General features: G+C 71.8%; 17 protein-coding genes and 1 tRNA gene. All 18 read right to left on the bottom strand.

Annotated elements, in window-relative coordinates:
• Positions 1-1,167, bottom strand: coding sequence for an L-prolyl-[peptidyl-carrier protein] dehydrogenase (gene redW, locus MMF93_RS27610; RefSeq protein WP_242755694.1), 1,167 nt, complete (start codon positions 1,165-1,167; stop codon positions 1-3).
• Positions 1,157-4,033: a beta-ketoacyl [acyl carrier protein] synthase domain-containing protein gene (locus tag MMF93_RS27605; protein ID WP_242755693.1), complete on the bottom strand. Its 2,877-nt coding sequence runs from the start codon at positions 4,031-4,033 to the stop codon at positions 1,157-1,159. The genes redW and MMF93_RS27605 overlap by 11 nt, the downstream gene beginning before the upstream one ends.
• Positions 4,034-4,072: 39 nt before the next feature.
• On the bottom strand, positions 4,073-4,882 hold the full coding sequence (locus MMF93_RS27600) for an AfsR/SARP family transcriptional regulator (RefSeq protein ID WP_242755692.1): 810 nt from the start codon (positions 4,880-4,882) through the stop codon (positions 4,073-4,075).
• Positions 4,883-6,119: 1,237 nt separating this feature from the next.
• Positions 6,120-6,204: transfer RNA gene (locus MMF93_RS27595), tRNA-Leu, on the bottom strand.
• 159 nt (positions 6,205-6,363) lie between these two features.
• A complete protein-coding gene (locus tag MMF93_RS27590) occupies positions 6,364-7,440 on the bottom strand; it encodes a sugar phosphate isomerase/epimerase family protein (RefSeq protein WP_242755691.1) in 1,077 nt (358 codons plus the stop codon).
• On the bottom strand, positions 7,437-8,831 hold the full coding sequence (locus MMF93_RS27585; protein WP_242755690.1) for an alkaline phosphatase family protein: 1,395 nt from the start codon (positions 8,829-8,831) through the stop codon (positions 7,437-7,439). The genes MMF93_RS27590 and MMF93_RS27585 overlap by 4 nt, the downstream gene beginning before the upstream one ends.
• Before the next feature lie 19 nt (positions 8,832-8,850).
• Entirely contained in the window at positions 8,851-10,032 is a 1,182-nt protein-coding gene (gene eboE, locus MMF93_RS27580) for a metabolite traffic protein EboE (protein ID WP_242755689.1), read from the bottom strand.
• Between the two features lie 13 nt (positions 10,033-10,045).
• Positions 10,046-10,912: a TatD family hydrolase gene (locus MMF93_RS27575; RefSeq protein ID WP_242755688.1), complete on the bottom strand. Its 867-nt coding sequence runs from the start codon at positions 10,910-10,912 to the stop codon at positions 10,046-10,048.
• Between the two features lie 61 nt (positions 10,913-10,973).
• Positions 10,974-11,711 carry an EboA domain-containing protein gene (locus MMF93_RS27570; RefSeq protein ID WP_242755687.1) on the bottom strand — a complete coding sequence of 246 codons (738 nt, stop codon included), beginning with the start codon at positions 11,709-11,711 and terminating at the stop codon, positions 10,974-10,976.
• Positions 11,705-12,721: a sugar phosphate isomerase/epimerase family protein gene (locus tag MMF93_RS27565; RefSeq protein WP_242755686.1), complete on the bottom strand. Its 1,017-nt coding sequence runs from the start codon at positions 12,719-12,721 to the stop codon at positions 11,705-11,707. The genes MMF93_RS27570 and MMF93_RS27565 overlap by 7 nt, the downstream gene beginning before the upstream one ends.
• Complete coding sequence (locus MMF93_RS27560) at positions 12,718-13,725, bottom strand: SCO3242 family prenyltransferase (protein ID WP_242755685.1); 1,008 nt, start codon at positions 13,723-13,725, stop codon at positions 12,718-12,720. The genes MMF93_RS27565 and MMF93_RS27560 overlap by 4 nt, the downstream gene beginning before the upstream one ends.
• Positions 13,722-14,852, bottom strand: coding sequence for an inositol-3-phosphate synthase (locus MMF93_RS27555; RefSeq protein WP_242755684.1), 1,131 nt, complete (start codon positions 14,850-14,852; stop codon positions 13,722-13,724). The genes MMF93_RS27560 and MMF93_RS27555 overlap by 4 nt, the downstream gene beginning before the upstream one ends.
• A gap of 261 nt (positions 14,853-15,113) precedes the next feature.
• Positions 15,114-16,457, bottom strand: a complete 1,344-nt coding sequence (locus tag MMF93_RS27550; RefSeq protein WP_242755682.1) for a ThuA domain-containing protein — start codon at positions 16,455-16,457, stop codon at positions 15,114-15,116.
• Between the two features lie 13 nt (positions 16,458-16,470).
• Positions 16,471-18,921, bottom strand: coding sequence for a PQQ-dependent sugar dehydrogenase (locus MMF93_RS27545; RefSeq protein ID WP_242755680.1), 2,451 nt, complete (start codon positions 18,919-18,921; stop codon positions 16,471-16,473).
• 311 nt (positions 18,922-19,232) lie between these two features.
• The gene (locus MMF93_RS27540) at positions 19,233-20,231 is read right to left on the bottom strand and encodes a sugar phosphate isomerase/epimerase family protein (protein WP_242755665.1); all 999 of its coding nucleotides are present in this window, start codon (positions 20,229-20,231) and stop codon (positions 19,233-19,235) included.
• Between the two features lie 9 nt (positions 20,232-20,240).
• Positions 20,241-21,431, bottom strand: a complete 1,191-nt coding sequence (locus tag MMF93_RS27535; protein WP_242755663.1) for a Gfo/Idh/MocA family protein — start codon at positions 21,429-21,431, stop codon at positions 20,241-20,243.
• Positions 21,432-21,613: 182 nt separating this feature from the next.
• Positions 21,614-22,672, bottom strand: a complete 1,059-nt coding sequence (locus tag MMF93_RS27530; protein WP_242755661.1) for a substrate-binding domain-containing protein — start codon at positions 22,670-22,672, stop codon at positions 21,614-21,616.
• Positions 22,669-23,682 (bottom strand): ABC transporter permease, encoded by a 1,014-nt coding sequence (locus tag MMF93_RS27525; protein ID WP_242755659.1) that lies wholly within the window; start codon positions 23,680-23,682, stop codon positions 22,669-22,671. Before MMF93_RS27525 ends, MMF93_RS27530 begins: the two co-directional genes overlap by 4 nt.
• Between the last annotated feature and the right edge of the window lie 72 nt (positions 23,683-23,754).

Genomic DNA, 23,754 nt, shown 5'->3' with positions numbered 1-23,754 from the left:
TCAGCGGCTTCTCACAGCGGCCCGACGGCGGGTACCGAGACCGAGCACACGGGCCACGTTGTTCTTCTGAATCTCGTTCGTCCCCGAAAAGATCCTGGCCGGCAGGGCGTCACGCAACAGGCTCTCGGCCTCACCGTCCAGTACCCCCGAAGCGCCGCGCAGCTGGATCGCGTCCAGACCGATCTGCACCGCCGCCTCACTCACGGCGATCTTCGCCAGAGCCGGAGCCACCTCGTCCTCGACGCCGTCAGCCAGCCCCTTGGCAGCCTTGTACAACAGCAGCCGTGCCGATTCGTGCCGTGCCATCATGTCCACCACCCGGTGGCTCACGGCCTGGAAGCCACCCACCGGCATGCCGAACTGCTCCCGGTCCCGGACGTGCGCGACAGTGGAGTCGATCACCCGCTTCATGGCTCCCAGGTAGATGGCGAACAGGCAGATACGCTCCCACTTCATCGAGCACGAGAAGACCGCCGCACCCGAGCCCTCGGCCCCCAGCAGGTGTGTGTCCGGTACGAGGCATCCCTCGAGGTGGACATCTGCCATGGGGGACCCGCGCAAGCCGGCCTTGTCGTACCGACGGCCCACCGTCAGGCCGGGTGTGCCGGCCTCCACCAGGAAGGTGCTCAACCCGAAGAAGCCACCGTCCGGGTCGGTGACGGCCTGCACCACGAACACGTCCGCCACCGGGGAGTTGGTGGTGAAGCACTTCGCTCCCGTGATCCGGTAGGCACTGCCCTCCCGGACGGCACGGGTGCGCAGACTCAGTGCGTCCGAACCGGCATCCGGTTCGGTGATGCAGTGTGCCGCGATCTGCTCGCCCGAGCCGAGCGCGGGAAGCCAGTGCTTCTTCTGCTCCTCGGTGCCGAACTCGGCGATGGGTGTGGCCGCGGCGAACAGGTGGGCGGCCACCGAGAACGCGAACCCGACGTCCGTGCAGCTGAGCCCGAGTGCCTCCATCATGGCCGCACACGTGAGCGCGTCCAGTCCGCTCCCTCCGTACGCGACGGGCAGACTGCTGCCGACCAAGCCCTGCCGGCCTGCCCGGGACCAGCGGCGGCGGAAGTCCCCGGCATCGAATGCGGCCGGTGCGGCGAGCTCACGACGCGCGAACCGGGTGACCATGTCGCGCATTTCTTCCGTCTCCGCGGAGAAGTCAAAGTCCATGGCTGTCGATGTACTCCTCAAGCAGCAGGTGATAGTTGATGCCGCCGGTGCCGAACGAGCTGACACCCGCACGCCGGGGCCGGCCGGTGTCGGTGTGCCAGGCACCCGGGCGCGTCGCGATGCGGGCCGGTATCCGCTCGAGTTCCAGTGCGGGAGGCACGGAATGGAGGTTGGCGTTCGCCGGCAGGGTTTTGGACCGCATGGCCAGCAGGGCTCGCAGCAGCCCTCCCGCGCCGGCAGCCGCGAAGGTGTGCCCGAAGAGCGATTTGCCGGACCCGATCTCCAGGGGCTTTCGGCCGGGCCGTGCGTAGACCTGCCTTATGGCGGCGGCCTCCACCTGGTCGCCCACCCGGGTCCCGGTTCCGTGCGACTCCAGGTAGTCCACGGCCTCGGGCCCGTAGTCCACCTGCGTGAAGGCCTGTTCCATGGCGCGCGCCTGGCCGGCCGCGTCCGGGGCGATAAGGGACTTGGCGTCGTTCGAGGCGCCCACACCGCGCAGCAGGCCGTGGATCGGATCGCCGTCTTCGCGGGCGTCCCCGTACCGCTTCAGCAGAAAGAGCGCACAGCCGTCGCCGGGGCTGAAGCCGTCGGCGGACTCGTCGAACGGAGTGATCTTTTCGTGTGACAGCAGCCCGAGTGCCGAACAGAGCACCATGTCACGTGCGTTGCAGGGGAGTTCCACACCGCCGGCGAGCGCGTAGTCCACGCTTCTGGTCCTCAGCCGGTTGACGGCCAGATCCACGGCCGCCATCGACGAGGCACAGGCGGCTTCCACAGCCACGGGGACAGCGGCGATGCCGAACTCGTTGGCGACGAGGGCGGCGATCCCGCTCGCCAGACAGCCGTCCAGCGCCCCTGGCGACTCCAGCTGAGGTGCGCCACCGTTCAGTTCACGAAGCGACTTCAGCAGCAGCTCCCTCTCGTGGGGGCTCCATCCCGCCAACGTGTCGAGCGACCGCACCAACTCCTCGAACAGGTCCATGGACAGTTCGGTGTTCAAACGCCGCTCCCTGGAAAGCCCCAGGTTGCTTCCCACAGCCACCAGCCCGGCTCCGGTCAGTGTCTCGGTCGACAGGCCAGGCCGGTCGAACAGCTCCGCTGCCACCGCCAGGCCTACACGTTGTGCGGCGTCCAGTTCCGCGAAGCGTGCGGGAGGGATGTGCAACCCCGCGGGAGGGCTCTCGGGCACGGTCATCGGTGCCCCGTACTCCGCATAGCTGCGGTTGACGCTGAGGGCGGACGGGCTGTGGTACAGGTCGCGTTCCAACAACGTCTCGGGCACCGGTCGGATCCGGTCTCGCCCGGAGAGCGTCGCGTCCCAGAAAGCACCGGCGTCGGCCGTGTCGGCGAACCTGCCGCCGAACCCCACCACGGCTATCGGCTCAGCGGCGTTCACCCTCCACCGGGACCGCGCCGGGGGCGGTGCGGCGACTGCTGCCGCCGGGGGCGGTGCGGCGACCGCTGCCGCCGCCGGCTCCGCGGTCTCCCGGTGCTCTTCCATGATCAGGTGGCACAGCGCGCCCGTCAGAGACGCCCCACTCACCACAGCGCGGCGCGGTGCGCCCTCCGGGGGCTGTCGCCACTCCTCGGTGTCGAGGGGGGCACGGAACCGCGGGCCCGGGGGCCCGGAGTCCTCCCCCCAGGCTCCCCTGCGCAGAGGCGGTATCCTCCGGTGGTGCAGTGCCAGGGCGACTTTGCTCACGGCAGCCATCCCGATATTCGCGAAGGTGTGCCCCAGTCGGTCCTTGACGCTGCCCACGGCCACGGGCGGTGCCGCATCGTCCCGCGCACCGGCGCAGGATTCGGCCGCCAACCGGGGGTCGTTTCCGGTGAACTCCAGGTACTGGGCCCCGGCGTGGTACCGACCCACGCGGCGCCAACTCTCGGCGGCCGCCTGCCGGTACCGGTCGGCCGAGGCCGGATAGCGGAACACACCACGGCGTGTGTCATGGCCCAGAGTGCAGTCGAGGAGCTTCGCGTAGACGCGGTCACCGTCCTGCGACGCCGAGGAGAGGCGTTTGAGCAGCAGAGCTCCGACGCCTTCGCCGAGTGCCGCGGAGACGGATGGGTCCGCGCCGGCCGTCTGGTCCCGGAGCACTCCTTTGGCAGCGAGCGCGTACGGGGGCAAGCGCCCCTCGCGGCACTGGCCGGCGAGGACCAGGACGGTGTCGCTCACTCCGGCACGCAAGCTGTCCATCGCATGCGCGATTCCCAGGTAGGAGGTCGCGTCGGCGGACTCCAGGGCCAATGTGCGTCCACGCAGGCGGAACGCGGCCGCCACCCGCGCGGGAATGGTGCTGGCCATTTCCCCTATCCGATCGTGGGGCGAGGCACCGAAGCACTTCATGGCCGCAGTCCGGAACTCCTCGGCTGCCGCGGTGCCCACCGCCGCGCCCGCTTCACCGACAGCGCTGAGCACCTGTTCCAGGCTGCGTGCGTATCGGCTGCTCTCCACCCGCGCGGCGTTCGCATACTGCCGGTCGAGCCCGAAGCAGGTCCCGGTCACCACATCGGTGCGCTCGGAGGGCAGCGGGCGCTGCGCGTACCCGGCGTCGCTCAGGCACTGGCGCGCCGCTTCCACCATGAGAAGCTGCATGCGCGCCATGGATGCCGCCTGGGCGGGCGGTATGCCGAAGCGCGCGACATCGATCTCGACGTCCCCGAGCCCCTGCTTCTCCGGCTCAGACGCCGCCTCGGTACGCGCAGGTCTCTTCCCGGCCTCCTGGTCGCCTTCCGTGAGGAGCCGCCAGTAGTCGGTGGCCCCACGGGCTGCCGGGTACAGCGCCGCGACGCCCACCACGGCAATCGGCTCGTTCTGCTGCTTGCGGAGGTTCTCCTCGGTGGCCGTGGCTGGTCCCGCGTCCATGCGAAGCGCTCCTGTTCCGTTGCGAGATGATCGTCTGCGTCAGCCAAGGGGCAGACCATTGCGCCCAGGCTCGCGCCGGCCCCATCGCGCACCGGCACGGGCGAGCGCGGGATCGTGGCTGAGGATCTCGGCGTGCAGGCGCTGCAACGGCGCGGCGGGCCGGATGCCCAGTTCGTCGTCGAGTCGGCGCTGGGTGAGACGGAAGAGTTCCAGCGCGTCGCTCTGCCTGCCGGATCGGTACAGCGCCAGCATCAGGAGTTCGCAAAAACGCTCCCGCAACGGGTACTGAGCTGTGAGCTGACGCAGATCGGCGATCACCCGCGACTCGTCTCCGAGAATCAGCCGGGCGCTGGCCAGGTCCTCGAACACCGTCAGCCGCCGCTCCTCGAAAAGCGTGGCGGCGCTGCGGCACCGGAGCCCGTCTCCCGCATCGAGCAGTGCCGGGCCCCGCCACAGCGCGAGGGCGGATTCCAGGTGACGCAGCGCCGTTCCAGGCGCTCCCAGCAGGGCATCGGCTCCACGGGCCGCGTGATCGAGAAACCTGTTTCCGTCGACGCAGTCCCGGGAGATGTTGAGGAGGTACCCGTTCGGAACCGCGCGCAGGACTGCGGCGTGCTGTTCGGTATGCCCCAGCAGCCGGCGCACCCTGGTGGCGTGTGCCTGAAGCGCGTTGCGCGGATTCCCCACCGGATGCCCCGCCCACAACTCGTCTGCCAGATCCACGTGTGAGACGACATGCCCCGGCTCCAGGGCCAGGGTGGCCAGCATGGCCCGGACCTTGCTGGCCCGCACCCCGACGGTATGCCCTTCGCAGGAGACGGAAAACGGACCGAGTATGTCAATTTCCACAGCTTGCTTCCCCCATGATGCTTGAACTCGCGCATCGGCCATGCCGATGGAATTCGCGCATTGCTTTCTCTGTGGCCCGAGCCGCAGACCGCAGGACGAACGAGTGCCTCTCGATACGCAATCGTTCACCCTCCGGGAAAACCCCGGGGTACGAAATTCCATCGGCACCCACCTGAAGAGGTGGCGCATCGAATGCCGTACGACTCCGTGTTACCTATTCCCTCATCGCTACGGGTTGGTTTCTTGTTTCAGGCGGGCCATGCTTTCAGCAAGCAGCACGAGTGTCATCGAACGATCGGATTGTTCTGCCCGTGCACGTCCTACGTAACCGGGCCACCGCACTCATCCTTCCGTTGGACTGTCAACGCGTCAGCTCAACAGACGTGCAGAAGTCCGCCCCGCGCCCTCCCCCACCTGCGCGCCGCCAGGCGGTGACTCATCCCGGCCCGCCAAGCGGGAGATCCGCTCCGAGCAGGCCGTGCCGCACCCCGAACTCCTTCGAGCGGCGACACCGGAGGGGCCCTACGGGTGGCCGCAGACAGCTCAGCGACCTCCACGAAGGCCGTGGTCGGCACACCTCAGGGTCCGGGCCGAGGTGGAGAGGTGGCGGCCGGGTTCGGCCGGGTCACGCTCACGGCGGGCCGGCCTTTTACGCCACATCCCCCAGACCTCATGCCACGCCGCGGACGCCGGCTCCGACGCCGGGGCGCATGGACCCTCAAGTCCACCGCCGTTCGCGCCTGGGCCGGCCAATCCAGCCAGGTCATCACCGGGAGACTGGGAAAACCGAAAGAGATGGAGAAGAAACACGACTCTTCGTGAGCCCTTCCCGGCACTTCGAGCCGTGCGAGACAAGAGCTGCCGGCGAGATGGCGGGACGCGGCCAGAACCACCATTCGCTGTTGTCCGGTCGGCATTCCACATCGCGGATGAAGCGCGCGAAGGTGCTGAGCGCGACTCGCGAGGCCAGGTAGTTCGGTCGAGAATATTCTGGCCGACCGGACCGCTCGACGACGGGGTCGCAAGGCCCTTCTCCCCGCACGGCTCAGACCCTCGGCCTCACGGCCGCAGCCGCGATCCGGTAGGCCGCACCACCGCACAAGGCCGAGCGCTACGGCCAACTCGGGCTCCAGCGCACGGACGCCTCGGACAAGGGCACAGTCCTGGCGGAGATCGGCCCGGGCGCCGGAAACAGCACATCCCCACGGCGTACAGGAAGCCGTGGGGATGTGGTTTGTGTCCGAGGGGGGACTCGAACCCCCACGCCCGATAAAGGGCACTAGCACCTCAAGCTAGCGCGTCTACCATTCCGCCACCCGGACTGGGCTGTGCCACGTCAGCTCGGCTGCCGTGGCGACGCCCGTAACGATACCAAGGGTTTGGAGTGCTTCTCACCTGGGTTTCCTGGCGGGAAGAAGCGTTATGCACCTTTTAGGGGGAAACATCCCCGAGTGGTGTGGGCGGCGGGTCGCCGGAGCCGGTCACCGCCTTCCGCGCAGGTACGCCGCGGAGCGGCGGGCCGAGGTGAGGGAGCCGGCCGGGTTGGCGGCCGGGTCCACCGCGTCGTCGCGCTCCATCAGCCAGTGGGGGCCGCCCCGGCCGTGCCCGTGGCGGCCACGCCGCAGCACGGTGGCGACGAAGTGCTCGTAGTCGAGGTCGCCGTCTCCGACATCGACCATGTGGAGGCCGTCGGCGGACGCCTCGTCGTGTTCGCCGTCCTTGACGTGGAAGAGGGGGTAGCGGTGCGGGGCGGCCAGCACGTAGTCGAGGGGTTCGAAGGGAGCCGGGGTGCCGTCGGCGCGTGTGCTGAAGCGGTACTGGCCGGCGAACGCCCAGTAGATGTCCATCTCCAGGTAGACCAGCTCGGGGTCGGTCTCGGCGAGGAGGACGTCGTAGAGGCGGACGTGGGGCTTGTCCTCGGCGAAGCCGAACTCCATCTGGTGGTTGTGCTGGTAGAACTTCAGGCCGCGTGCGCGGGCGGCGGCGCCGTAGGTGTTGAAGTCCTCGGCGGCGCGCTTCCAGCCGTCGACGGTGCGGCCGTAGCGGTCGGGGCTGGCGGCCGTGCCGACGTGCGGGAGGCCGAGGGCGGCCGCGTCGTCGACGACCTTCTCCAGTTGGGTGGCGAAGGTGTAGTCGTCCGGGTTGTCCGAGTAGTAGCCGACGTGGCTGCCGATGCCGCGCAGCCCGTGGTCCCGCATCAGCCGTTTGAGCTGCCGCAGCGTGAGGTCGCCTGTGCCCTGGGTGTAGCCGGCGAACTCCACCGAGTCGTAGCCGTAGCGCTCCAGCTCGCGGAAGACGGTGGCGAAGCCGAGTTCCTGTACCTGGTCGCGGACGGTGTAGAGCTGGATACCGAGCTTTCCGCGCGGAACGATCGGCCGGTGGCCGTGGCCGTGGCCGTGCCCCGGGGCGGGGTGCCGGTCGGTGGCGGGCTCGGCGGCGGCGGAACCGGCGCCGAGCAGCGTGGCGGCCGTGGCGCCGGCCGCGACGCCGAGGAAGCCGCGGCGGCGCAGGGTGTGGTCGAGCTCGGGGTGCTGGGGCTGTGCGGATCTGTGTGTCATGAGGCATCTCCCAGTGCGAGGTCGAGGAGCAGGCGTTTGACGTCGGTGGCGGGGAAGGGCCGGCCCCCTGCTGCGGCGCCCAGTGCGTCGGGGCGGGAGCACAGGAGGACGGGTCCGTCCTCGGTGCGCTCTGGCAGCCTGCCGTGGCTGCCGCGGATCGGTGACGGGTCGAGGGGGACGACGGCCATGCGGTAGCGCATGCCGGTCTTCTTGCGGGCCAGCGCGGCGGCGGCGCGCAGCTTGACGTAGGGGTCGTGCGGGTCCATGAACAGCTCGACGGGGTCGTAGCCGGGTTTGCGGTGGATCTCGACGAGCTGCGCGAAGTCGGGGGCGCGGCGGTCGTCGAGCCAGTAGTAGTAGGTGAACCAGGCGTCGGGTTCGGCGACGGCGACGAGTTCGCCGGAGCGGGGGTGGTCCAGCCCGGCTTCCTTCTTGCCCGTCTCGTCCAGCAGCCGCTCCAGGCCCGGCAGGCCTGCCAGTGCCTCGCGGGTGGCGGGCAGGTCGGCGGGGTCGCGGACGTAGACGTGGGCGATCTGGTGGTCGGCGACGGCGAAGGCCTTCGACGTCCAGGGGTCGAGGTACTCCATGCCGTCCTGGGTGTGGACCTCCAGCAGTCCGGCGCGGCGCAGTACGCGGTTGATGTCGACGTGGCGGCGCACCGGGGTGATGCCGTACTCGGACAGGACGACGACGGTGCGGCCTTCGGCGCGGGCGTCGGCCAGCAGGGGGGCGAGGGCGGCGTCGACGTCGGCGGCGGCGCGGTGTGCGCGGGGGTCGTCGGGGCCGTGGCGCTGGAGGTCGTAGTCGAGGTGGGGGACGTAGGCGAGGGCCAGGTCGGGGCGGCGGGTGCGCAGGATGTGGCGGGTGGCGTCGATGATCCACTGCGAGGAGGTCAGGTCGGCGCCCGGGCCCCAGAAGGTGAACAGGGGGAAGTCGCCCAGTTCGGCCACCAGTTCGTCGTGCAGGTCGGGGGGCCGGGTGTAGCAGTCGGGTTCCTTGCGGCCGTCGGCGTAGTAGACGGGGCGCGGGGTGACGGTCCAGTCGGTGTCGGCGCCCATCGCGTACCACCAGCAGATGTTGGCCACCGTGTAGCCGGGCTGCCGTGCCCGGGCCGCGTGCCACAGCTTCTCGCCGCCGACGAGCGCGTTGTGCTGCCGCCACAGCAGTACGTCGCCGAGTTCGCGGAAGTACCAGCCGTTGCCGACGATGCCGTGGCCGGTGGGGAGTTCGCCGGTCAGGAACGTGGACTGGGCGGCGCACGTGACGGCGGGGAGCACGGTGCGGAGGGGGGTGGAGGCGCCCTCCCGGGCGAGGGCGCGCAGGTTCGGCATCCGCTCCAGCAGCGCGGGGGTGAGCCCGACCACGTCGATGACCAGCAGCGGGGTGCTCATGACAGCTCCTTGAGAGTGCTCACGGCAGCTCCTTGAGGCCGAGGCCGATGAGGAGGTCGCGGGCCGTGGCCAGCTCGGCGGCGAGGCCGTCGGCGAGCTGGGCGCGGGTGGTGGGGCGCAGCCCGGGCGGCAGGGCCTGCCAGGTGTAGGTCTCCACCTCCAGGTGCCGGGTCAGCGGTGTCGGGCCGCCGACCAGGTGGGTGAGGGCGGCGCGGAGCACGGGGGTGGTGGCGCGCAGCGGCTCGGCGAGCGGGGCGTGCAGAGGCACGTGGAAGTGGGACCGCCAGGGGCCTTCGGTGGGCAGGGCGCCGGGGGCGAGCGCCCGGTCGAGGTCGTCGGTGGCGCGCAGGGTGCCCGCGGGGGTGAGAGCGCGGGTCTGGTGCAAGAAGCGCGGCTCGGCGAACTCGGCGAGCGCGTCGCGCACCTCGGGCCGCTGAGGGTGTTCGGCGTGCAGGGCGGCCGACAGCTGCGCCTTGACGACGGTCAGCCCCGCCTCGCCGAGCGCCGCGACGGCCTTGGCCGGGTCCTCGAAGGCGGTGGCCAGATGGCAGGTGTCCAGGCAGACGCCGATCCGGTGCGGGGGCGGTCCGCCCTCTCCGGTCAGCGCCTCGACGGCGTCGGCCGTCGTCTCCACGGTGCAGCCTGGTTCGGGCTCCAGGCCGACGCGTACGGAGCGTCCGGTCAGCTCCTCCAGCGCGTCCAGCCGTCCGGCGAGGGTGTGCAGGCGGGTCAGTGCGCGGTGCCGGGCCTCGGCGTCGAAGCCGGTGCGCCAGGCGAGCGGCAGCGTGGAGATGCTGCCCTCGTGCACGTCGTCGGGGAGCAGCGCTGTCAGCAGCCTGGCGAGGTCGGTGGTGTGGTCCAGGCGTGCGTCGTCGGTCCAGTCGGGGCGGTAGACGCGGTACTTGACGTGCTCGTCGCCGAAGCCCTGGTAGGGGAAGCCGTTGAGGGTGACGACCTCCAGGCCCGCCCGGTCCAGCCCGGTGCGCAGCCTGCGGACGGCCGCCGGGTCGTCGGTGAGGGTGCGGGCGGCGTCGCGGGCCAGCCACAGGCCGATGCCGAGCCGGTCGCGGTGGAGCCTGCGCCGTACCGGTTCCGCGTACTCGGTCAGTTGGTCGAGGACGCCGTCGAGCTGTTCGGCGGCGTGGACGTTGGTGCAGTAGGCGAGGTGGACGGTGGTGCCGTCGGGGTGCCGGAATCGCATGGCCGCGCTCTCCTCACTCTCCGCCGCGCAGGATCGAGTTGCCCTCGAACAGCTGCGCCCCGGGGGCCGTCGCGTCGAGGCGGAGGCGGCCGCTCTGGCCGTAGAAGGCGACCGGGTTGCGCCACAGCACCTGGTCGACGTCGTCCTCCTCGAATCCGGCGGCGAGCATCGCGTCGGCGACGTGCGCCGTCTTGAGCGGGTCGCTCCTGCCCCAGTCGGCCGCCGAGTTGACCAGCACCCGCTCGGTGCCGTGCACCCGCAGGATGCGCACCATGCGGTCGGGGTCCATCTTGGTGTCGGGGTAGATGGAGAAGCCGAGCCAGCAGCCGCTGTCCGCGGCCGGCCCGACCGTCGTCTCGTTGAGGTGGTCGAGGACCACGAAGGCGGGCGGCAGTCCGGACTCGCGCAGCACGTCGAGCGTGCGGTCCAGTCCCCGCGCCTTGTCCCGGTGGGGGGTGTGGACCAGCGCGGGCAGCTCGTGGGTGCGGGCGAGCTCCAGCTGGGCCGCCAGCGCGGTGTCCTCCGCCGGGGTCATCGAGTCGTAGCCGATCTCCCCGACGGCGACCACACCGTCCTTGAGGAGGTAGCGGGGCAGCTCGTCCAGGACGGGCAGGCAGCGCGGGTCGTTGGCCTCCTTGGGGTTCAGCGCGAGGGTGCAGTGGTGGGCGATGCCGTACTGGGCCGCGCGGAAGGGCTCCCAGCCCAGCAGCCCGTCGAAGTAGTCGTAGAAGGAGGCGGGCGAGGTGCGGGGCTGCCCGAGCCAGAAGGACGGTTCGACCAGGGCGCGGACCCCGGCGTCGTACATCGCGGCGTAGTCGTCGGTGGTGCGGGACGTCATGTGGATGTGCGGGTCGAAGATGCGGCGGATCGGGGACGGCATGGTGGGCGTCACGCTCCTCGCTTCGGCGGCCGCTCCTCGCGCTGGCGGCCGGCACGGCTTGCTACGACTCGGACCCCTCGGTGCGGTCCTGCGGACGGGGGCGGCGGGCTGGGCGGGCCGGTGGGACCGGGGCCTCGTCGAACCTGGCCAGGCGCAGCGCGTGAGCGAGGTCCTCGGGCACGGTGCGTCCTGCGGCGGTGCGCTCGCGGGCGTAGTCCTCCAGCATCCTGGCGAGTTCGCCGTCGCCGGCCGCCCGGTGTCCGAGTCCGGCGACGGCGGCCAGCGGTACGCCGGTGAACAGGCACTTGAGCACGCCGTGGCGCCACTGGTGTGCGTCCAGGTGCGCGGCGGCGTACGGGCCGAGCGCGGCGGCGACCAGCCGGGTGTCGTTGGTCCGCAGCGCGTCCTCCACCAGGTCGAGGGCCGCCTCGGTCGCCGGCGGCGGATCCAGGTGCGGCAGTGCCAGCAGGACGGCCCGCCGCTCGTCGGCCGAGCCGCGCCGGTAGAGCGCGGCGACGGCGTCGGTGCCGGGCGCGGCGGCGTGCAGGATGAGCACGCGCGCGGCGTCGGCGGCATCGACAGTGTCGACGGGGTCGGAGGACGAGCCCGGCTGCGGTGCGGTGGCGTGGCAGCGGCGGCCCGCGGTGACGAAGTGCCGCTCCCAGGAGGGCAGTCCCCCGCCCGGGCCGTCCTCGCCCGCGTCGGCCGCCTCGGACAGCGCCAGGTGCAGCCAGGCGCGCGCCTCAGCGGTCAGGCGCAGTTCGAGACCGGTACGGAGTGAGGCGAGCGGGGTCAGCATGGCGCGGCCTCCTGCCGTGGCGCCGTGGCGTCGGCGGCCGCGGTCTCGTCGGGGGTGCGGGCGGCGGAGCCGTCGGCCTCGCCCAGGGCGCGGGCGCCGGATTTCGCCGGGGTGTGGGCGGCGGCGGTCTCCGCCGCGGTGAGGAACGCCAGTGACGCGGCGGCCCGTTCGGGCCCTGTGTGCGAGTCGCGGGGCAGCTCGACGGTGACCAGCCCGTCGTAGCCGACCTCGCGCAGCGCCGCCAGCACCGGCGGGAAGTCGATCTCCCCCTCGCCGAACGGCAGGTGTTCGTGCACGCCGCGCCGCATGTCCTCGATCTGTACGTGCCGCAGCCACGGCGCGGCCGCCCGTACGCAGGCGTCCGGTGGTGCGGCCTCCAGGCACTGGCAGTGCCCGATGTCGAGGGTGAGACCGAGCAGTGCGGGGCTGCCGAACGCGGTGCGCAGCCGGTCGAATCCGGCCAGGTCGGCGAGGAGGTGGCCGGGTTCGGGCTCGATCGCGAGCGGGACCCCCGCGGCCTGCGCGGCGTCGAGCACCGAGCCGACGCCCTCCCCGAGCCGCCGCCAGCCCTCTTCCGGCGCGGTCCCCGCGGGCAGCTTCCCGCTGAAGCAGTGCACGGCGTGCGCCCCCAGGTCCGCGGCCACACGTACGGCCTTGAGCAGCAGTCCGGTCCGCGTGGCACGGGCCTCGGCGTCCGGGTCGAGCAGCGTCGGGTGGTGCTTGCGGCGCGGGTCGAGCACGTAGCGCGCCCCCGTCTCGACGGTGGCGGTCAGCCCGTACCGCTCCAGCGCCCTGGCCACCCGCGCGGTACGGGCCGCCAGGTCGGGGGCGAGCGGGTCGAGATGCATGTGGTCGAGCGTCAGCCCGACGCCCGCGTAGCCGAGGTCCGCGAGGAGGCCCAGCGCGTCCTCCAGCCGCAGGTCGGCCAGGCCGTTGGTGCCGTACGCGTAGCGCAGCGCCGGGCCCTGCGGCGGTTGCTGCGGGTGGCGCGTCCGCGGTGCCTGCGTCATGTGGGGCTGACCTTTCGGGACATGCGGCGGGCGAGGGGCAGCAGCGCGAGCAGTGCGACGGCCGCCAGTTCGCGCCCCGTGCCCCGCTGGCGGGCCGGCACGGCGGGCCGGACTCCCGCGGCGCTCGCCGGCACGGCGGGACGAACACCCGCGGCGCCGGCCGCGAGCGCGGCCTGGAGCGGGATCATGGCGCGGATGCCGCCGCCCACCGCCCGCTGGAGCAGCGGTGGGGAGGGGTTGAGCGCGGCGTGCAGGAGCGGCCGTGCGGCGGTCGCGGCGTACACGGCGCTCGCCGTCAGCGCCGGCGGGGTGCGCCGCCGCGCCGTGCACGCGGCGATCGCGCCGACGGCGCCGAGCGCGGCGAGCGGCACCCCGGGGGCCCCGCCCCGCGTCTCCCGCCGCGAGACCGCGGTCACGGCGAGGGTGTGACCGCCCATGAGCGCCGCCGCGCCCCACACGTCGCGGGCGCGGGAGGCGTCGCGTACGCGGTGCTCTCGCGCGCGCGGCGCGGCGGCGCCGTCCGAGGGGAGCGGGGCCGCGGTGCCGGCCGCCGCCGCTCCCAGCAGGACGTCCAGGAAACGGGCCGTCGCCATGGCCGCGGGCCCGGCGGGGGTGCCGTTGAGGCGCAGGTCGTAGGACCACACGGTGGCGGCCAGCGCGGTCGCGGTCGCGAGGGGGAGCCGCCCGGCGCGGGCCGCCAGCGCCAGCCCTGCCGCGGTCAGGCCGCCCGCCGCCGCGAGGGCGGCCGCCGGGTGGATGCGGCCTGACGGCAGGGGCCGTTCAGGGCGCTCGCGGGCGTCCTCGGCCCGGTCGGCCCAGTCGTTGAGCGCCATGCCCGCCTCGTACAGGCACAGCGAGGACCCGGCGGCCAGCACTGTGCCCCGCGTCGGGACGCGGCCGGTCGCCGCCGCTCCCGCGAGTGCGTCTCCGGGCACCGTGAACAGTGCGGAGACACGCAGGAGTTGCGCCCACGCGGCCACGCGTCCGGGCCCGCGCCCCGTCATGCGGCGCCTCCGGAGGCCGGGGTGAGTCGGCCGGCCAGGCCGAGCAGCGCGCGCCACTGCCCGTGCAGGTCGGCGGGCCCGCTGTCGGGGTCCTTGAAGTAGAAGCCCAGGCCCTCGACGGGTCCGGTCAGGCGCTGCTCGTCGGCGCGTGCCAGCAGGCGGGCGAGGTCGAGGACGAGCGGTGCGGCGAGGGCCGAGTCGCAGCCCTGCCAGATGGTCTGGAGGATCATGCGGGAGCCGAGGAACCCGTCGAAGGCGATGTGGTCCCAGGCCGTCTTCCAGTCGCCCAGCGCGGGCACGTCGTCGATGTGCACCTCTCCCTCGGGGAGTGCGCCCAGGTTGTCGGCGAGTACCCGCTCCTTGCCCGCGTTCTTGGCCGCCGCCGCTGCCGGTTCCGCGAGGGCCGCGCCGTCGCCGCCGCCGAGCAGGTTGCTGCCGGACCACGCCCGCACGGCGAGGGCCCGCTGCGCGAACATCGGGGCCAGTACGGACCGCAGCAGGGTCTGCCCCGTCTTGCCGTCCCGGCCCGCGTACGGGACGCCGGCCGTGCGCGCGGCCTCGGCGAGGCGGGGATGGTGCAGCCCGGTGGACGGCGTGAAGTTGACGTACGGGCACCCGGCACGGAGCGCCGCGGCGGCGTAGAGGGAGCTGGCCGGGAGGGGCTCTTCGGGCGTGCCAGGGCGGGGTTCCGTGCTGGCGACGTTGACGACGACGGTGCGGGCGAGGGCGTGTGTGCGGGCGAAGTCGGTGATGTCGTGCGCGTACGTGTCGATGAGGGCGTCCTCGTCGCTGCGGTCGGACGCCGGAGCGGGCGAGGAGGGGCGGATCGCGGCGTCGGCCGCGGCGAGTTCGGCGTGGAGCGCGGAGGGGAGCCCGTGCGGGATGACGCCCGCCTCGGCGAGGGCCTCGGCGCGCTTGGGAAGGGGGCAGCTGGCCGTGTCGTGTCCGCCGAAGACGAGGGAGTCGAGGGGCGGCAGCGAGGCACCGGCGAACGGGGGTGTTTCCGTCACCAGACCTGTGGGTGGTGCCAGCTTCGCGGCGAGGGCGGCGGCGCCGGTGATCGTCGTGGTGGCCACGGACCCTCTGGCGCCTATCAGCCACAGGCCCGTGCGCGGTGGTGTGCTCACGCTGTCCTCCCTTGTGCCTTGCCTGAGCGGTGCGGGGCGCCTGTGGCGGGCGGCTCCCCTCTCCCGCCCCCGTTGCTCACGGGGAGCGCTTCTTGCGCTGCCCCCGGCGCCTTCGGTGCGTTGGTGGTCGCGGTTGCCCGGCGGGTGCGGGCCGGTTGTGCCCGCCCGTTCCGCCCGCGGAGCGCCCGCCCCCAACCGGGTGGAACCGGCTGGAACCCCGGGGGCCGCTCGCCGGCGGGCCCCCGGGTTCCGTGTCGGGATTCAGTCCAGTTGCCGTATGCGCACGTTGCGGAACGCCACCTCGTCGCCGTCCCCGTGGTTTTGGAGACCCACGTGGCCGTCCGTGAGGCTGCGTGCCGGATCGGTGTTGGTGTAGTCGTTGACGAGGGTGCCGTTCAGGTAGATGCGCAGGCGTTCGCCCTCGACGCGGAGCTCGTAGGTGTTCCACTCCCCCGGCGGGTTGAGGGCCGCGTCGCGGGCGGCCAGGTCAGCGGAGTGGAAGCCGTAGACGGAGCCGGTGGTCTTCTCGTCGACGTCGGTGGCGTCGATCTGGATTTCGTAGCCGTTGTCGACGGCCGACCACGGGTCGTCGGAGGCGGGGAAGCCGACGAAGACGCCGGAGTTGTCGTCCCCGTCCTCGCTCGCCATCCTCCAGTCGAGTTTCAGCGAGTACGAGGAGAACTCGCGCTGCGCGTACCAGAGCAGGCCCATGCCGCCGCTGCTGGTGAGCGTCCCGTCCTCGCTCTCCTCGAACGTGCCGGGCCCCGCCTGTTTCCAGCCGTCCAGCCCGTGGCCGTCGTACAGCGGCGTGTAGCCGCTCTCCGGGCGGCAGTCGGCCTGTACGGCCCCGGTGGCGTACTGGATGCCGCCCAGCAGGTGCCGCTGGAAGGCGGGGTCGGCGTAGGACTCCTTGGTGTGGCCCGCGCCGGTGTAGAAGGCGCGGCCCCCCTCGTACTCCTGGCACCAGGCCAGCGGGTGGTCCTCACCCATGGTGCCGCCGGTGTAGGAGTCCTCATCGAGGGTGGCCAGGACGTGCGCGGTCTCGCGCGGGTTCGAGCGGTAGTCGTACCACTCGTCGGTGCGCTCCCAGCTCTCGTCCAGGTGGGCGGTCGCCGGGTGGCCGCGGTCCTCGATCTCCATGGTGGCGGGCTGGACCGCCGGGTGGGAGGAGAAGTAGGCGCCGGCCAGGCCGCCGTACCACTCCCAGTCGTACTCGGTGTCGGCGGCGGCGTGCACACCGACGTAGCCGCCGCCCTTGCCGATGTACTTCTCGAACGCCTTCTGCTGCCGCCGGTCGAGCACGTCGCCCGTGGTGGAGAGGAAGACGACGGCGTCGTAGCGGCCGAGGTTCTTCCCCGTGAAGGCGGCGGCGTCCTCCGTCGCGTCGACGGCGAAGCCGTGCTCGGCGCCGAGCTGCTGGAGCGCCGCGATCCCGTCGGGGATGGAGTCGTGGCGGAATCCGGCCGTCTTGGAGAAGACGAGCACGCGCGCGCCCTCGTCGGTCTCGGGTTTCTGTGCCGCCTGGCTGGGAAGGGCGAACGCTCCGGCGAGGAGCGCCGCCGCCACCACGGTGAGGCGGGTTCGGTGTCTTCTGTGCCCGGTCATGCGCGTCCTCCCCTCATCCGGTGGTGACGGTGAAGCTGTCGAGGTCGAAGAGGGCCCCGTCGCCTCCGGTGAAGACGAGGTAGAGCTTGTTCGCGCCCTCGGGTACGCCGCTGATGTCGGTGCTCACCTCGCTCCAGCCGTCACTCGCGGTGACCTTCGCGGTGCCCAGGACGGGTCCGTCAGGCGCGTTCGCGCGGACCTCGATGGCGCCGTCCGCCTTGCCGGCCACGCGGGCGGTGAGCTTGCTGACGCCCGTGGGCGCGTACGGGTCGTAGGCGATCCACTGGCCGTTCTGCGCCCCGGTGACGGCCTTGCCGCCCTCGGCGCCCTCGGCGCTGCCGGCGGTCACGCCGTCGGCCGAGGTGGTGAAGTGCTCGGCCTGGCGGTGCTTGGGCTGCAGGATGCTCTGGCCGTGGCTGGTCAGCGGCGGCTGGCCGTTCGCTCCGCTGTCGGTGTACGAGGCGTCGATGACGCCGAAGATGTTGGCGTTGGGGTCGTGCTCGCCGTCGGCCTGGGTCTTGAGAGTGCCCTCACAGCCCTTGGCGGAGGTCATGGGGTGGCCGTGGCTGTCGTGCCCGAGGATGTAATTGACCTCGACCTTGGAGCAGTCGATCTCGGTCTCCTCCGGGTCGGTGACCTGCACCTGGAAGGGGATCTCGTCACCGAAGGTGAAGGGCTGCCCGTCGGCGGGGAGCTTCAGCTCCACCGTGGGCGCCGTGTTGCCGACGGTGACGTGCACGCTGGCCGAGCCGGTACGCCCCGTGCCGTCCTCCGCGGTGACGGTCGCGGTGTAGGTGCCGTTCTCCTCGTAGGTGTGCGTGGGGTTCGCCTCGGTGGAGGTGGCGCCGTCGCCGAAGTCCCAGCTCAGCTTCAGCTCGTCGCCGTCCTCGTCGCTCGCCTCGGAGGTGAAGGCGACCTCCAGCGGTGCCTGCCCGTCACTCACGTCGCTGCCGGCCTCGACGAGGGGGCTGTGGCCCTCCGAGGCGTTCTCGATGCGGTAGAGCGCGGAGTTCTCGTCCCCGTTGAAGTAGCCGGTGCCGTAGTCGAGGACGTAGAGGGCGCCGTCCGGGCCGAAGTCCATGTCCATGACCTGGGTGCCGGTCCACGGGAAGTCGTTGATCTTGGTGACCTCGCCGTCCTCGCCCTGCTCGATCCGCTTGATCCACTGGCGGCCGAACTCGCCCGCGAAGAAGTCGCCGTCGAAGCTCTCCGGGAACTTCGCCGGGTTGTCGTTCTTGGCGTCGTAGCGGTAGACGGGGCCGCCCATCGGGGACTCGGAGCCCTCGCCGAACTCGGGTACGGACGGGCCGTCGTAGGGGATCCAGGCGGCGTGGGCCGGCGGCAGGTCGGTCAGCCCGGTGTTGCGGGCCGAGGTGTTCTTCGGCGCCGCGCAGTCGAACTTCTCGCCCGAGGTGCCGGTGGCGAAGTCGTAGTCGGTGTAGGCGTCGTTGTCGCCGGTGCAGTACGGCCAGCCGAAGTTGCCGGCCTTCGTGACGCGGTTGAACTCGACCTGGCCCGCGGGGCCGCGCTCGGGGTCGGCCGTGCCCGCGTCGGGGCCGTAGTCACCGACGTAGACCGTGTCGGTCTTCTTGTCGACGGTCATCCGGAACGGGTTGCGGAAGCCCATCGCGTAGATCTCGGGCCGCGTCTTGTCGGTGCCCTTCTTGAAGAGGTTGCCCTTCGGGACGCTGTAGGAGCCGCCCTTCTTGACCTTGATGCGGAGGATCTTGCCGCGCAGGTCGTTGCTGTTGCCGGCCGAACGCCGGGCGTCGAAGGCCGGGTTGCGGTCGGCGCGGTCGTCGATCGGCGTGAAGCCGTCCGACTGGAACGGGTTGGAGTCATCGCCCGTGGACAGCAGCAGGTTGCCCTTGGAGTCGAACGCGATGTCACCGCCGACGTGGCAGCACGTGCCGCGGTTGGCGGGCACGTCCAGGATCTTCTTCTCGCTCGACTTGTCGAGCGTGCCGTCCTCCTTCAGCACGAACCTGGCGAGCCGGTTGACGCCCTCGAACTTCTCGAAGTCCTCGGCCGTGCCGCTGTCGGGGGCGTCCGTGGACGGGGTGTCGAGCGGGGGCGCGTAGTAGAGGTAGACGAACCGGTTCTTGGTGAACTTCGGGTCGACGCCGACGCCCTGGAGGCCCTCCTCGTCGTGGTTGTAGACGTCGAGGGTGCCGGCGACCTTCGTGTTGCCCTTCTCGTCGGTCAGCCGCAGGGTGCCTTCGCGGGCCGTGTGCAGGACGGAGCGGTCGGGCAGGACCGCCATCGTCATCGGCTCGCCCATCTCCTCCACGCCCTTGGCGAGCGTGACCTGCTGGAACTCGGTCGCCTCCGCGCCCTTCGCGGGCTGCGTCGCGGAGGCGGGTGCCGATGCGGCCTGGGCTCCCGCCGTCGCGGCGCCCGCGATCAGGAGCGCGCTCGCGAGGGATGCCAGGCCCGTGCGGAGTCTGCGGTGTCGTCTGTGCACAGCGGTTCCTCCTGGGAGGTCCGGGGGTGTGACGGGTGGTGGTGGGGGTGCCGTCGTTACTGTGCTGTGCTGTTCGGCTACGTCCATGGGACCGTAGCCGCGTTTGTCCGGGGCCGGAACCCCTTTGACATGGCGCAGTGTTGAATTGTCCAGCCACAGGACAAAGCGAGTGCCCCGGCCCCGCCCTTTCACCGTTTCCTGGGGGCACCTCCCGGACGAAGTCTGGGGGAGTTTGAGGACGAGCGAAGCGATAGCTGGGGGATACGGGGCAGGCACCCCCCGCAGAAACGGTGAAAGGGCGGGGCTGGGGGTCAGTTGCCGAAGGCCGCGTCGAACGACGCGCTCGGCGGCTCGTAGTCGTAGGCCCTCAGCCGCGCCAGCGCCTCGGGAGCGCCGACGAGGCGGTCCATGCCGGCGTCCTCCCACTCCACCGAGACCGGCCCCTCGTAGCCGATGGCGCGCAGCATGCGGAACACGTCCTCCCAGGCGACGTCGCCGTGCCCGGCGGAGACGAAGTCCCAGCCCCGCCGCGGGTCGCCCCACGGCAGGTGGGAGCCGAGCCTGCCGTTGCGCCCGTCCAGCCGGCGCCGGGCCTCCTTGCAGTCGACGTGGTAGATGCGCTCCCGGTAGTCGTACAGGAAGCCGGCCGGGTCCAGGTCCTGCCACACGAAGTGCGAGGGGTCGAAGTTGAGCCCGAAGGCGGGCCTGTTGCCGACCGCCTCCAGCGCGCGCTGCGTCGTCCAGTAGTCGTAGGCGATCTCGCTGGGGTGCACCTCGTGCGCGAACCTGACGCCCTCCGCGTCGAACACGTCGAGGATGGGGTTCCACCGCTCGGCGAAGTCCTCGTAGCCGCGGTCGACCATCTGCGGCGGGGTCGGCGGGAACATCGCCACCAGGTGCCAGATGGAGGACCCTGTGAAGCCGATGACGGTGTCCACGCCGAGCGCCGCGGCCGCCCGTGCGGTGTCCTTCATCTCGGACGCGGCCCGCTGCCGTACGCCCTCGGGGTCGCCGTCGCCCCAGATGCGGGGCGCGACGATGGCCTTGTGCCGCTCGTCGATGGGGTGGTCGCAGACGGCCTGCCCGGTCAGGTGGTTGGAGACGGCCCAGCAGTCGAGACCGTACTTCTCCAGCAGCCGGCGCCGCCCGTCCACGTAGCCCGGCTCGGCGAGCGCGCGGTCGACCTCGAAGTGGTCGCCCCAGCAGGCGAGTTCGAGCCCGTCGTAGCCGAAGTCGCGGGCCAGCCTGCACACCTCCTCCAGGGGAAGGTCGGCCCACTGCCCGGTGAAGAGGGTGAACTTACGTGCCACGGTGACCTCCTAGGCGGTTGCCGGCTGCTCCACCGGCGTGTAGACGCAGTTCTTCTCGGCGCTCTCCTCGACGGCAGCCAGCACCTTCTGCACCTGGAGACCGTCCTCGAAGGAGGGGGCGGGCCGGGTGCCCGTCGCGATGGCGTGCACGAGGTCGCGCGCCTGGTGGGTGAAGGTGTGCTCGTAGCCGAGCCCGTGCCCCGGCGGCCACCAGGCCTCCAGGTAGGGGTGGTCGTGCTCGGTGACGAGGATGCGGCGGAAGCCCGACTCGCCCGCCGCCTGGGTGTGGTCGTGGAACTCCAGCTCGTTGAGGCGTTCCAGGTCGAAGGCGAGGGAGCCGGCGGTGCCGTTCAGCTCGACGCGGAGCGCGTTCTTGCGTCCCGCGGCGACGCGGGTCACCTCGAAGGAGGCCAGGGCGCCGCTGACGAGCCGGCCGGTGAAGACGGCCGCATCGTCCACCGTGACGGCTCCGAGCTCCCCCGCGGGGGCCCCGTCGCCCAGCGGGCGCTCCTTGACGAACGTCTCCGTCTGCGCGGAGACGCCCGCCAGCGGGGACCCGGCCACGTGCTGGGCGATGTCGATGGCGTGCGCGCCCAGGTCGCCGAGGGCGCCGGAGCCCGCGGTCTCCTTGCGGAGCCGCCAGGCGAGCGGGAAGGCCGGGTCCACCAGCCAGTCCTGGAGGTAGCTGACCCGCACGTGCCGTACGTCGCCCAGGCGCCCCTCGGACACCATGCGGCGGGCGAGCGCGAGCGCCGGTGTACGGCGGTAGTTGAAGCCGACCATGGCCACCTGTCCGCGCTCGCGCGCGGCCCGTGCCGCCGCCGCCATGGCCTCCGCCTCGGCGACGGTGTTGGCCAGCGGCTTCTCGCACAGCACGTGCTTGCCGGCCTCCAGGGCCGCGACGGCGATCTCGGCGTGGCTGTCGCCCGGCGTGCACACGTCGACGAGCTGGACGTCGTCGCGCGCGATCAGGGCGCGCCAGTCGGTCTCGGCCGCCGCCCAGCCCAGGCGTTGCGCGGCGGTGCGCACGGCGGCCGGATCGCGTCCGCACACGGCGGCCAGCGCCGGGGTGAGCGGCAGGTCGAAGACCCGGCCCACGGTGCGCCAGCCCTGCGAGTGCGCCTGGCCCATGAACGCGTAGCCGACCATGCCCACGCCCAGGGGCGGCGCGGTGGCGGGCGCGGTGCTGTCGTACGGCATGAAGGTCCTCCCTGTCGGGGTTGCGGCCCCCGGGGCACCGGTCCGCGCCGCGTGGTGGTGCGGCGGGGCGGCACCCCGGGGGTCCCGTCTGCGTCAGCGGTTCCTGTCCGGCCCGGCCGGCCGGCGCGGGCCCGCACCCGCCGGTGAGGGCGGTGGGCCGGTGCGGCGGCCGGGCCTGCCCGTCAGGTGAAGCCGATCGGGAGGTAGTCGTCGACGTTCTTCTTCGTCACCACGGCCGAGTAGAGGGTGACCTGCGCGGGGATCTCGTACTCGGCCATGCCGGCGATGCCCTTGCCCTGGCCGAGCGCGCGGGCCAGGTCGATGGCGGAGGCGGCCATGGTGGGCGGGTAGAGGACGGTGGCCTGCACCACGCTGTCGTCCTTCTTGATGGCCTCCATCACGCGCTTGGAGCCCGCGCCGCCGACCATGATGAACTCGTCGCGGCCCGCCTGCTTGATGGCCCGTTCGGCGCCGACGCCCTGGTCGTCGTCGTGGTTCCACAGCGCGTCGAAGCTCTTCTGCGCCTGGAGGAGCGCGGACATCTTCTGCTGCCCCGACTCGACGGTGAACTCGGCCGCCTGGCGGGCCACCTTCTCGATGTTCGGGTAGTTCTTGAGCGCGTCGTCGAAGCCCTTGGTGCGCTGCCGGGTCAGCTCCAGGTTGTCGATGCCGGCCAGCTCGACGACCTTGGCGTTCTTCTTGTCCTTGAGCTGTTCCCCGATGTAGTGCCCGGCGTTGAGGCCCATGCCGTAGTTGTCGCCGCCGATCCAGCACCGGTACGCCTGCTGCGTGGAGAAGATCCGGTCCAGGTTGACGACGGGTATCCCGGCGCGCATCGCCTTGAGCCCCGCCTGGGTCAGCGCCTTGCCGTCGGCGGGCAGGACGACGAGGACGTCGACCTTCTTGTTGATCAGCGTCTCGACCTGGCCGACCTGGGTGGCGTTGTCGTTGGAGCCCTCGGTGGCCTCCAGGGTGACGTCCTCGTACTTCTTGGCGCGGTTCTTGGCCTGCGTGGTGATGGCGTTGAGCCAGCCGTGGTCGGCCTGCGGGCCCGCGAAGCCGATGGTGACCTTCTTGCCCGGCTTGGAGTCGGCCACCTGCGCGCCGGCCGACTCCTCCTTGCCGTCGTTGTTCTCGTTGCTGGTGCAGCCCGTGGCCAGGAGGGCCGCGCCGGCCGCCGTGCCGAAGAGCATGTTTCTGCGGCTGGTGGCCGCCCGGGGAACGCGTGGGATATCGGTCATGACGTGGAACGACCCTTCTGGACCAGGACGGCCGCGACGATGATCGCGCCCTTGGCGATCTGCTGGATGTCCGTCTGGAGGTTGTTGAGGGCGAACAGGTTGGTGATGGTGGTGAAGACCAGGACGCCGAGCACCGAGCCGAGAATGGTGCCCCGGCCGCCGCTGAGCAGGGTGCCGCCGATGATGGCCGCGGCGATGGCGTCGAGTTCGTACAGGTTGCCGTTGGTGTTCTGGCCCGAACCGGTGAGGATGATCAGCATGAACGCGGCGATGCCGCAGCACAGCCCGGACAGCAGGTAGAGCAGCAGCCGCTGGCGCTTGACGGCGATCCCCGCCAGCCGGGAGGCCTCCGCGTTGCCGCCGACGGCCACCGTGCGGCGCCCGAAGGTGGTGCGGTTGAGTACCAGCCAGCCGACGACGCACACGAAGGCGAAGACCAGCACGATCGGCGGGATGCCGAGCACGTAGGAGTCCTTGATGCCCAGGTCGAGAACGGCGTCGACCTTGACGACCTGGGTGTTGCCGTCACTGATCTGCAACGCCAGGCCGCGGGCCGAGGCGAGCATCGCCAGCGTCGCGATGAACGGCACCATCGGCCCGTAGGCGATCAGCAGCCCGTTGACGAGCCCGCAGCCGAGGCCCACCAGCAGACTGCACAGCAGCATGCCGGTGAGCCCGAAGTCCTGGGTGGCCACCGTCGTGGCCCACACCGAGGCGAGGGCGACGATCGCGCCGACGGACAGGTCGATGCCCCCACCGATGATCACGAACGTCACGCCGACGGTGACGACTCCGATGACGGAGGCCTGGGTGAGGATGAGGCGCAGGTTCTCCCCGGCCAGGAACTCGTCGGGCTTGGTGAGCGCGCCGACGACCGCGAGGGCGAGCAGGACGCCGACGAGGGAGAGCTGCCGCACGTCGAACGGCCTCCGGCGGCCGGCCGCGGGCTCCTTCTTCGCCTGGGGCGGAGTGGGTTTGCTTGCCACGCTGGTGGGTGCGTCTGCGTTCATGTGCGGTCACCTCTGGGGGCGTCGTGGTCCTGTGAGTCGTGCGCGCCGCCGCCGGTGCGGGCGGCGGTCGTG

Source organism: Streptomyces tubbatahanensis, assembly GCF_022699385.1.
Taxonomy (GTDB): domain Bacteria; phylum Actinomycetota; class Actinomycetes; order Streptomycetales; family Streptomycetaceae; genus Streptomyces; species Streptomyces diacarni.
This window is presented reverse-complemented; position numbering and strand designations above follow the sequence as displayed.

Excerpts from the sequence above, each read along its gene's own strand:
- redW (WP_242755694.1), bottom strand. The coding sequence starts at position 1,167 with ATGGACTTTGACTTCTCCGCGGAGACGGAAGAAATGCGCGACATGGTC.
- MMF93_RS27605 (WP_242755693.1), bottom strand. The coding sequence starts at position 4,033 with ATGGACGCGGGACCAGCCACGGCCACCGAGGAGAACCTCCGCAAGCAG.
- MMF93_RS27590 (WP_242755691.1), bottom strand. The coding sequence starts at position 7,440 with ATGACACACAGATCCGCACAGCCCCAGCACCCCGAGCTCGACCACACC.
- MMF93_RS27585 (WP_242755690.1), bottom strand. The coding sequence starts at position 8,831 with ATGAGCACCCCGCTGCTGGTCATCGACGTGGTCGGGCTCACCCCCGCG.
- eboE (WP_242755689.1), bottom strand. The coding sequence starts at position 10,032 with ATGCGATTCCGGCACCCCGACGGCACCACCGTCCACCTCGCCTACTGC.
- MMF93_RS27575 (WP_242755688.1), bottom strand. The coding sequence starts at position 10,912 with ATGCCGTCCCCGATCCGCCGCATCTTCGACCCGCACATCCACATGACG.
- MMF93_RS27570 (WP_242755687.1), bottom strand. The coding sequence starts at position 11,711 with ATGCTGACCCCGCTCGCCTCACTCCGTACCGGTCTCGAACTGCGCCTG.
- MMF93_RS27565 (WP_242755686.1), bottom strand. The coding sequence starts at position 12,721 with ATGACGCAGGCACCGCGGACGCGCCACCCGCAGCAACCGCCGCAGGGC.
- MMF93_RS27560 (WP_242755685.1), bottom strand. The coding sequence starts at position 13,725 with ATGACGGGGCGCGGGCCCGGACGCGTGGCCGCGTGGGCGCAACTCCTG.
- MMF93_RS27550 (WP_242755682.1), bottom strand. The coding sequence starts at position 16,457 with ATGACCGGGCACAGAAGACACCGAACCCGCCTCACCGTGGTGGCGGCG.
- MMF93_RS27535 (WP_242755663.1), bottom strand. The coding sequence starts at position 21,431 with ATGCCGTACGACAGCACCGCGCCCGCCACCGCGCCGCCCCTGGGCGTG.
- MMF93_RS27530 (WP_242755661.1), bottom strand. The coding sequence starts at position 22,672 with ATGACCGATATCCCACGCGTTCCCCGGGCGGCCACCAGCCGCAGAAAC.
- MMF93_RS27525 (WP_242755659.1), bottom strand. The coding sequence starts at position 23,682 with ATGAACGCAGACGCACCCACCAGCGTGGCAAGCAAACCCACTCCGCCC.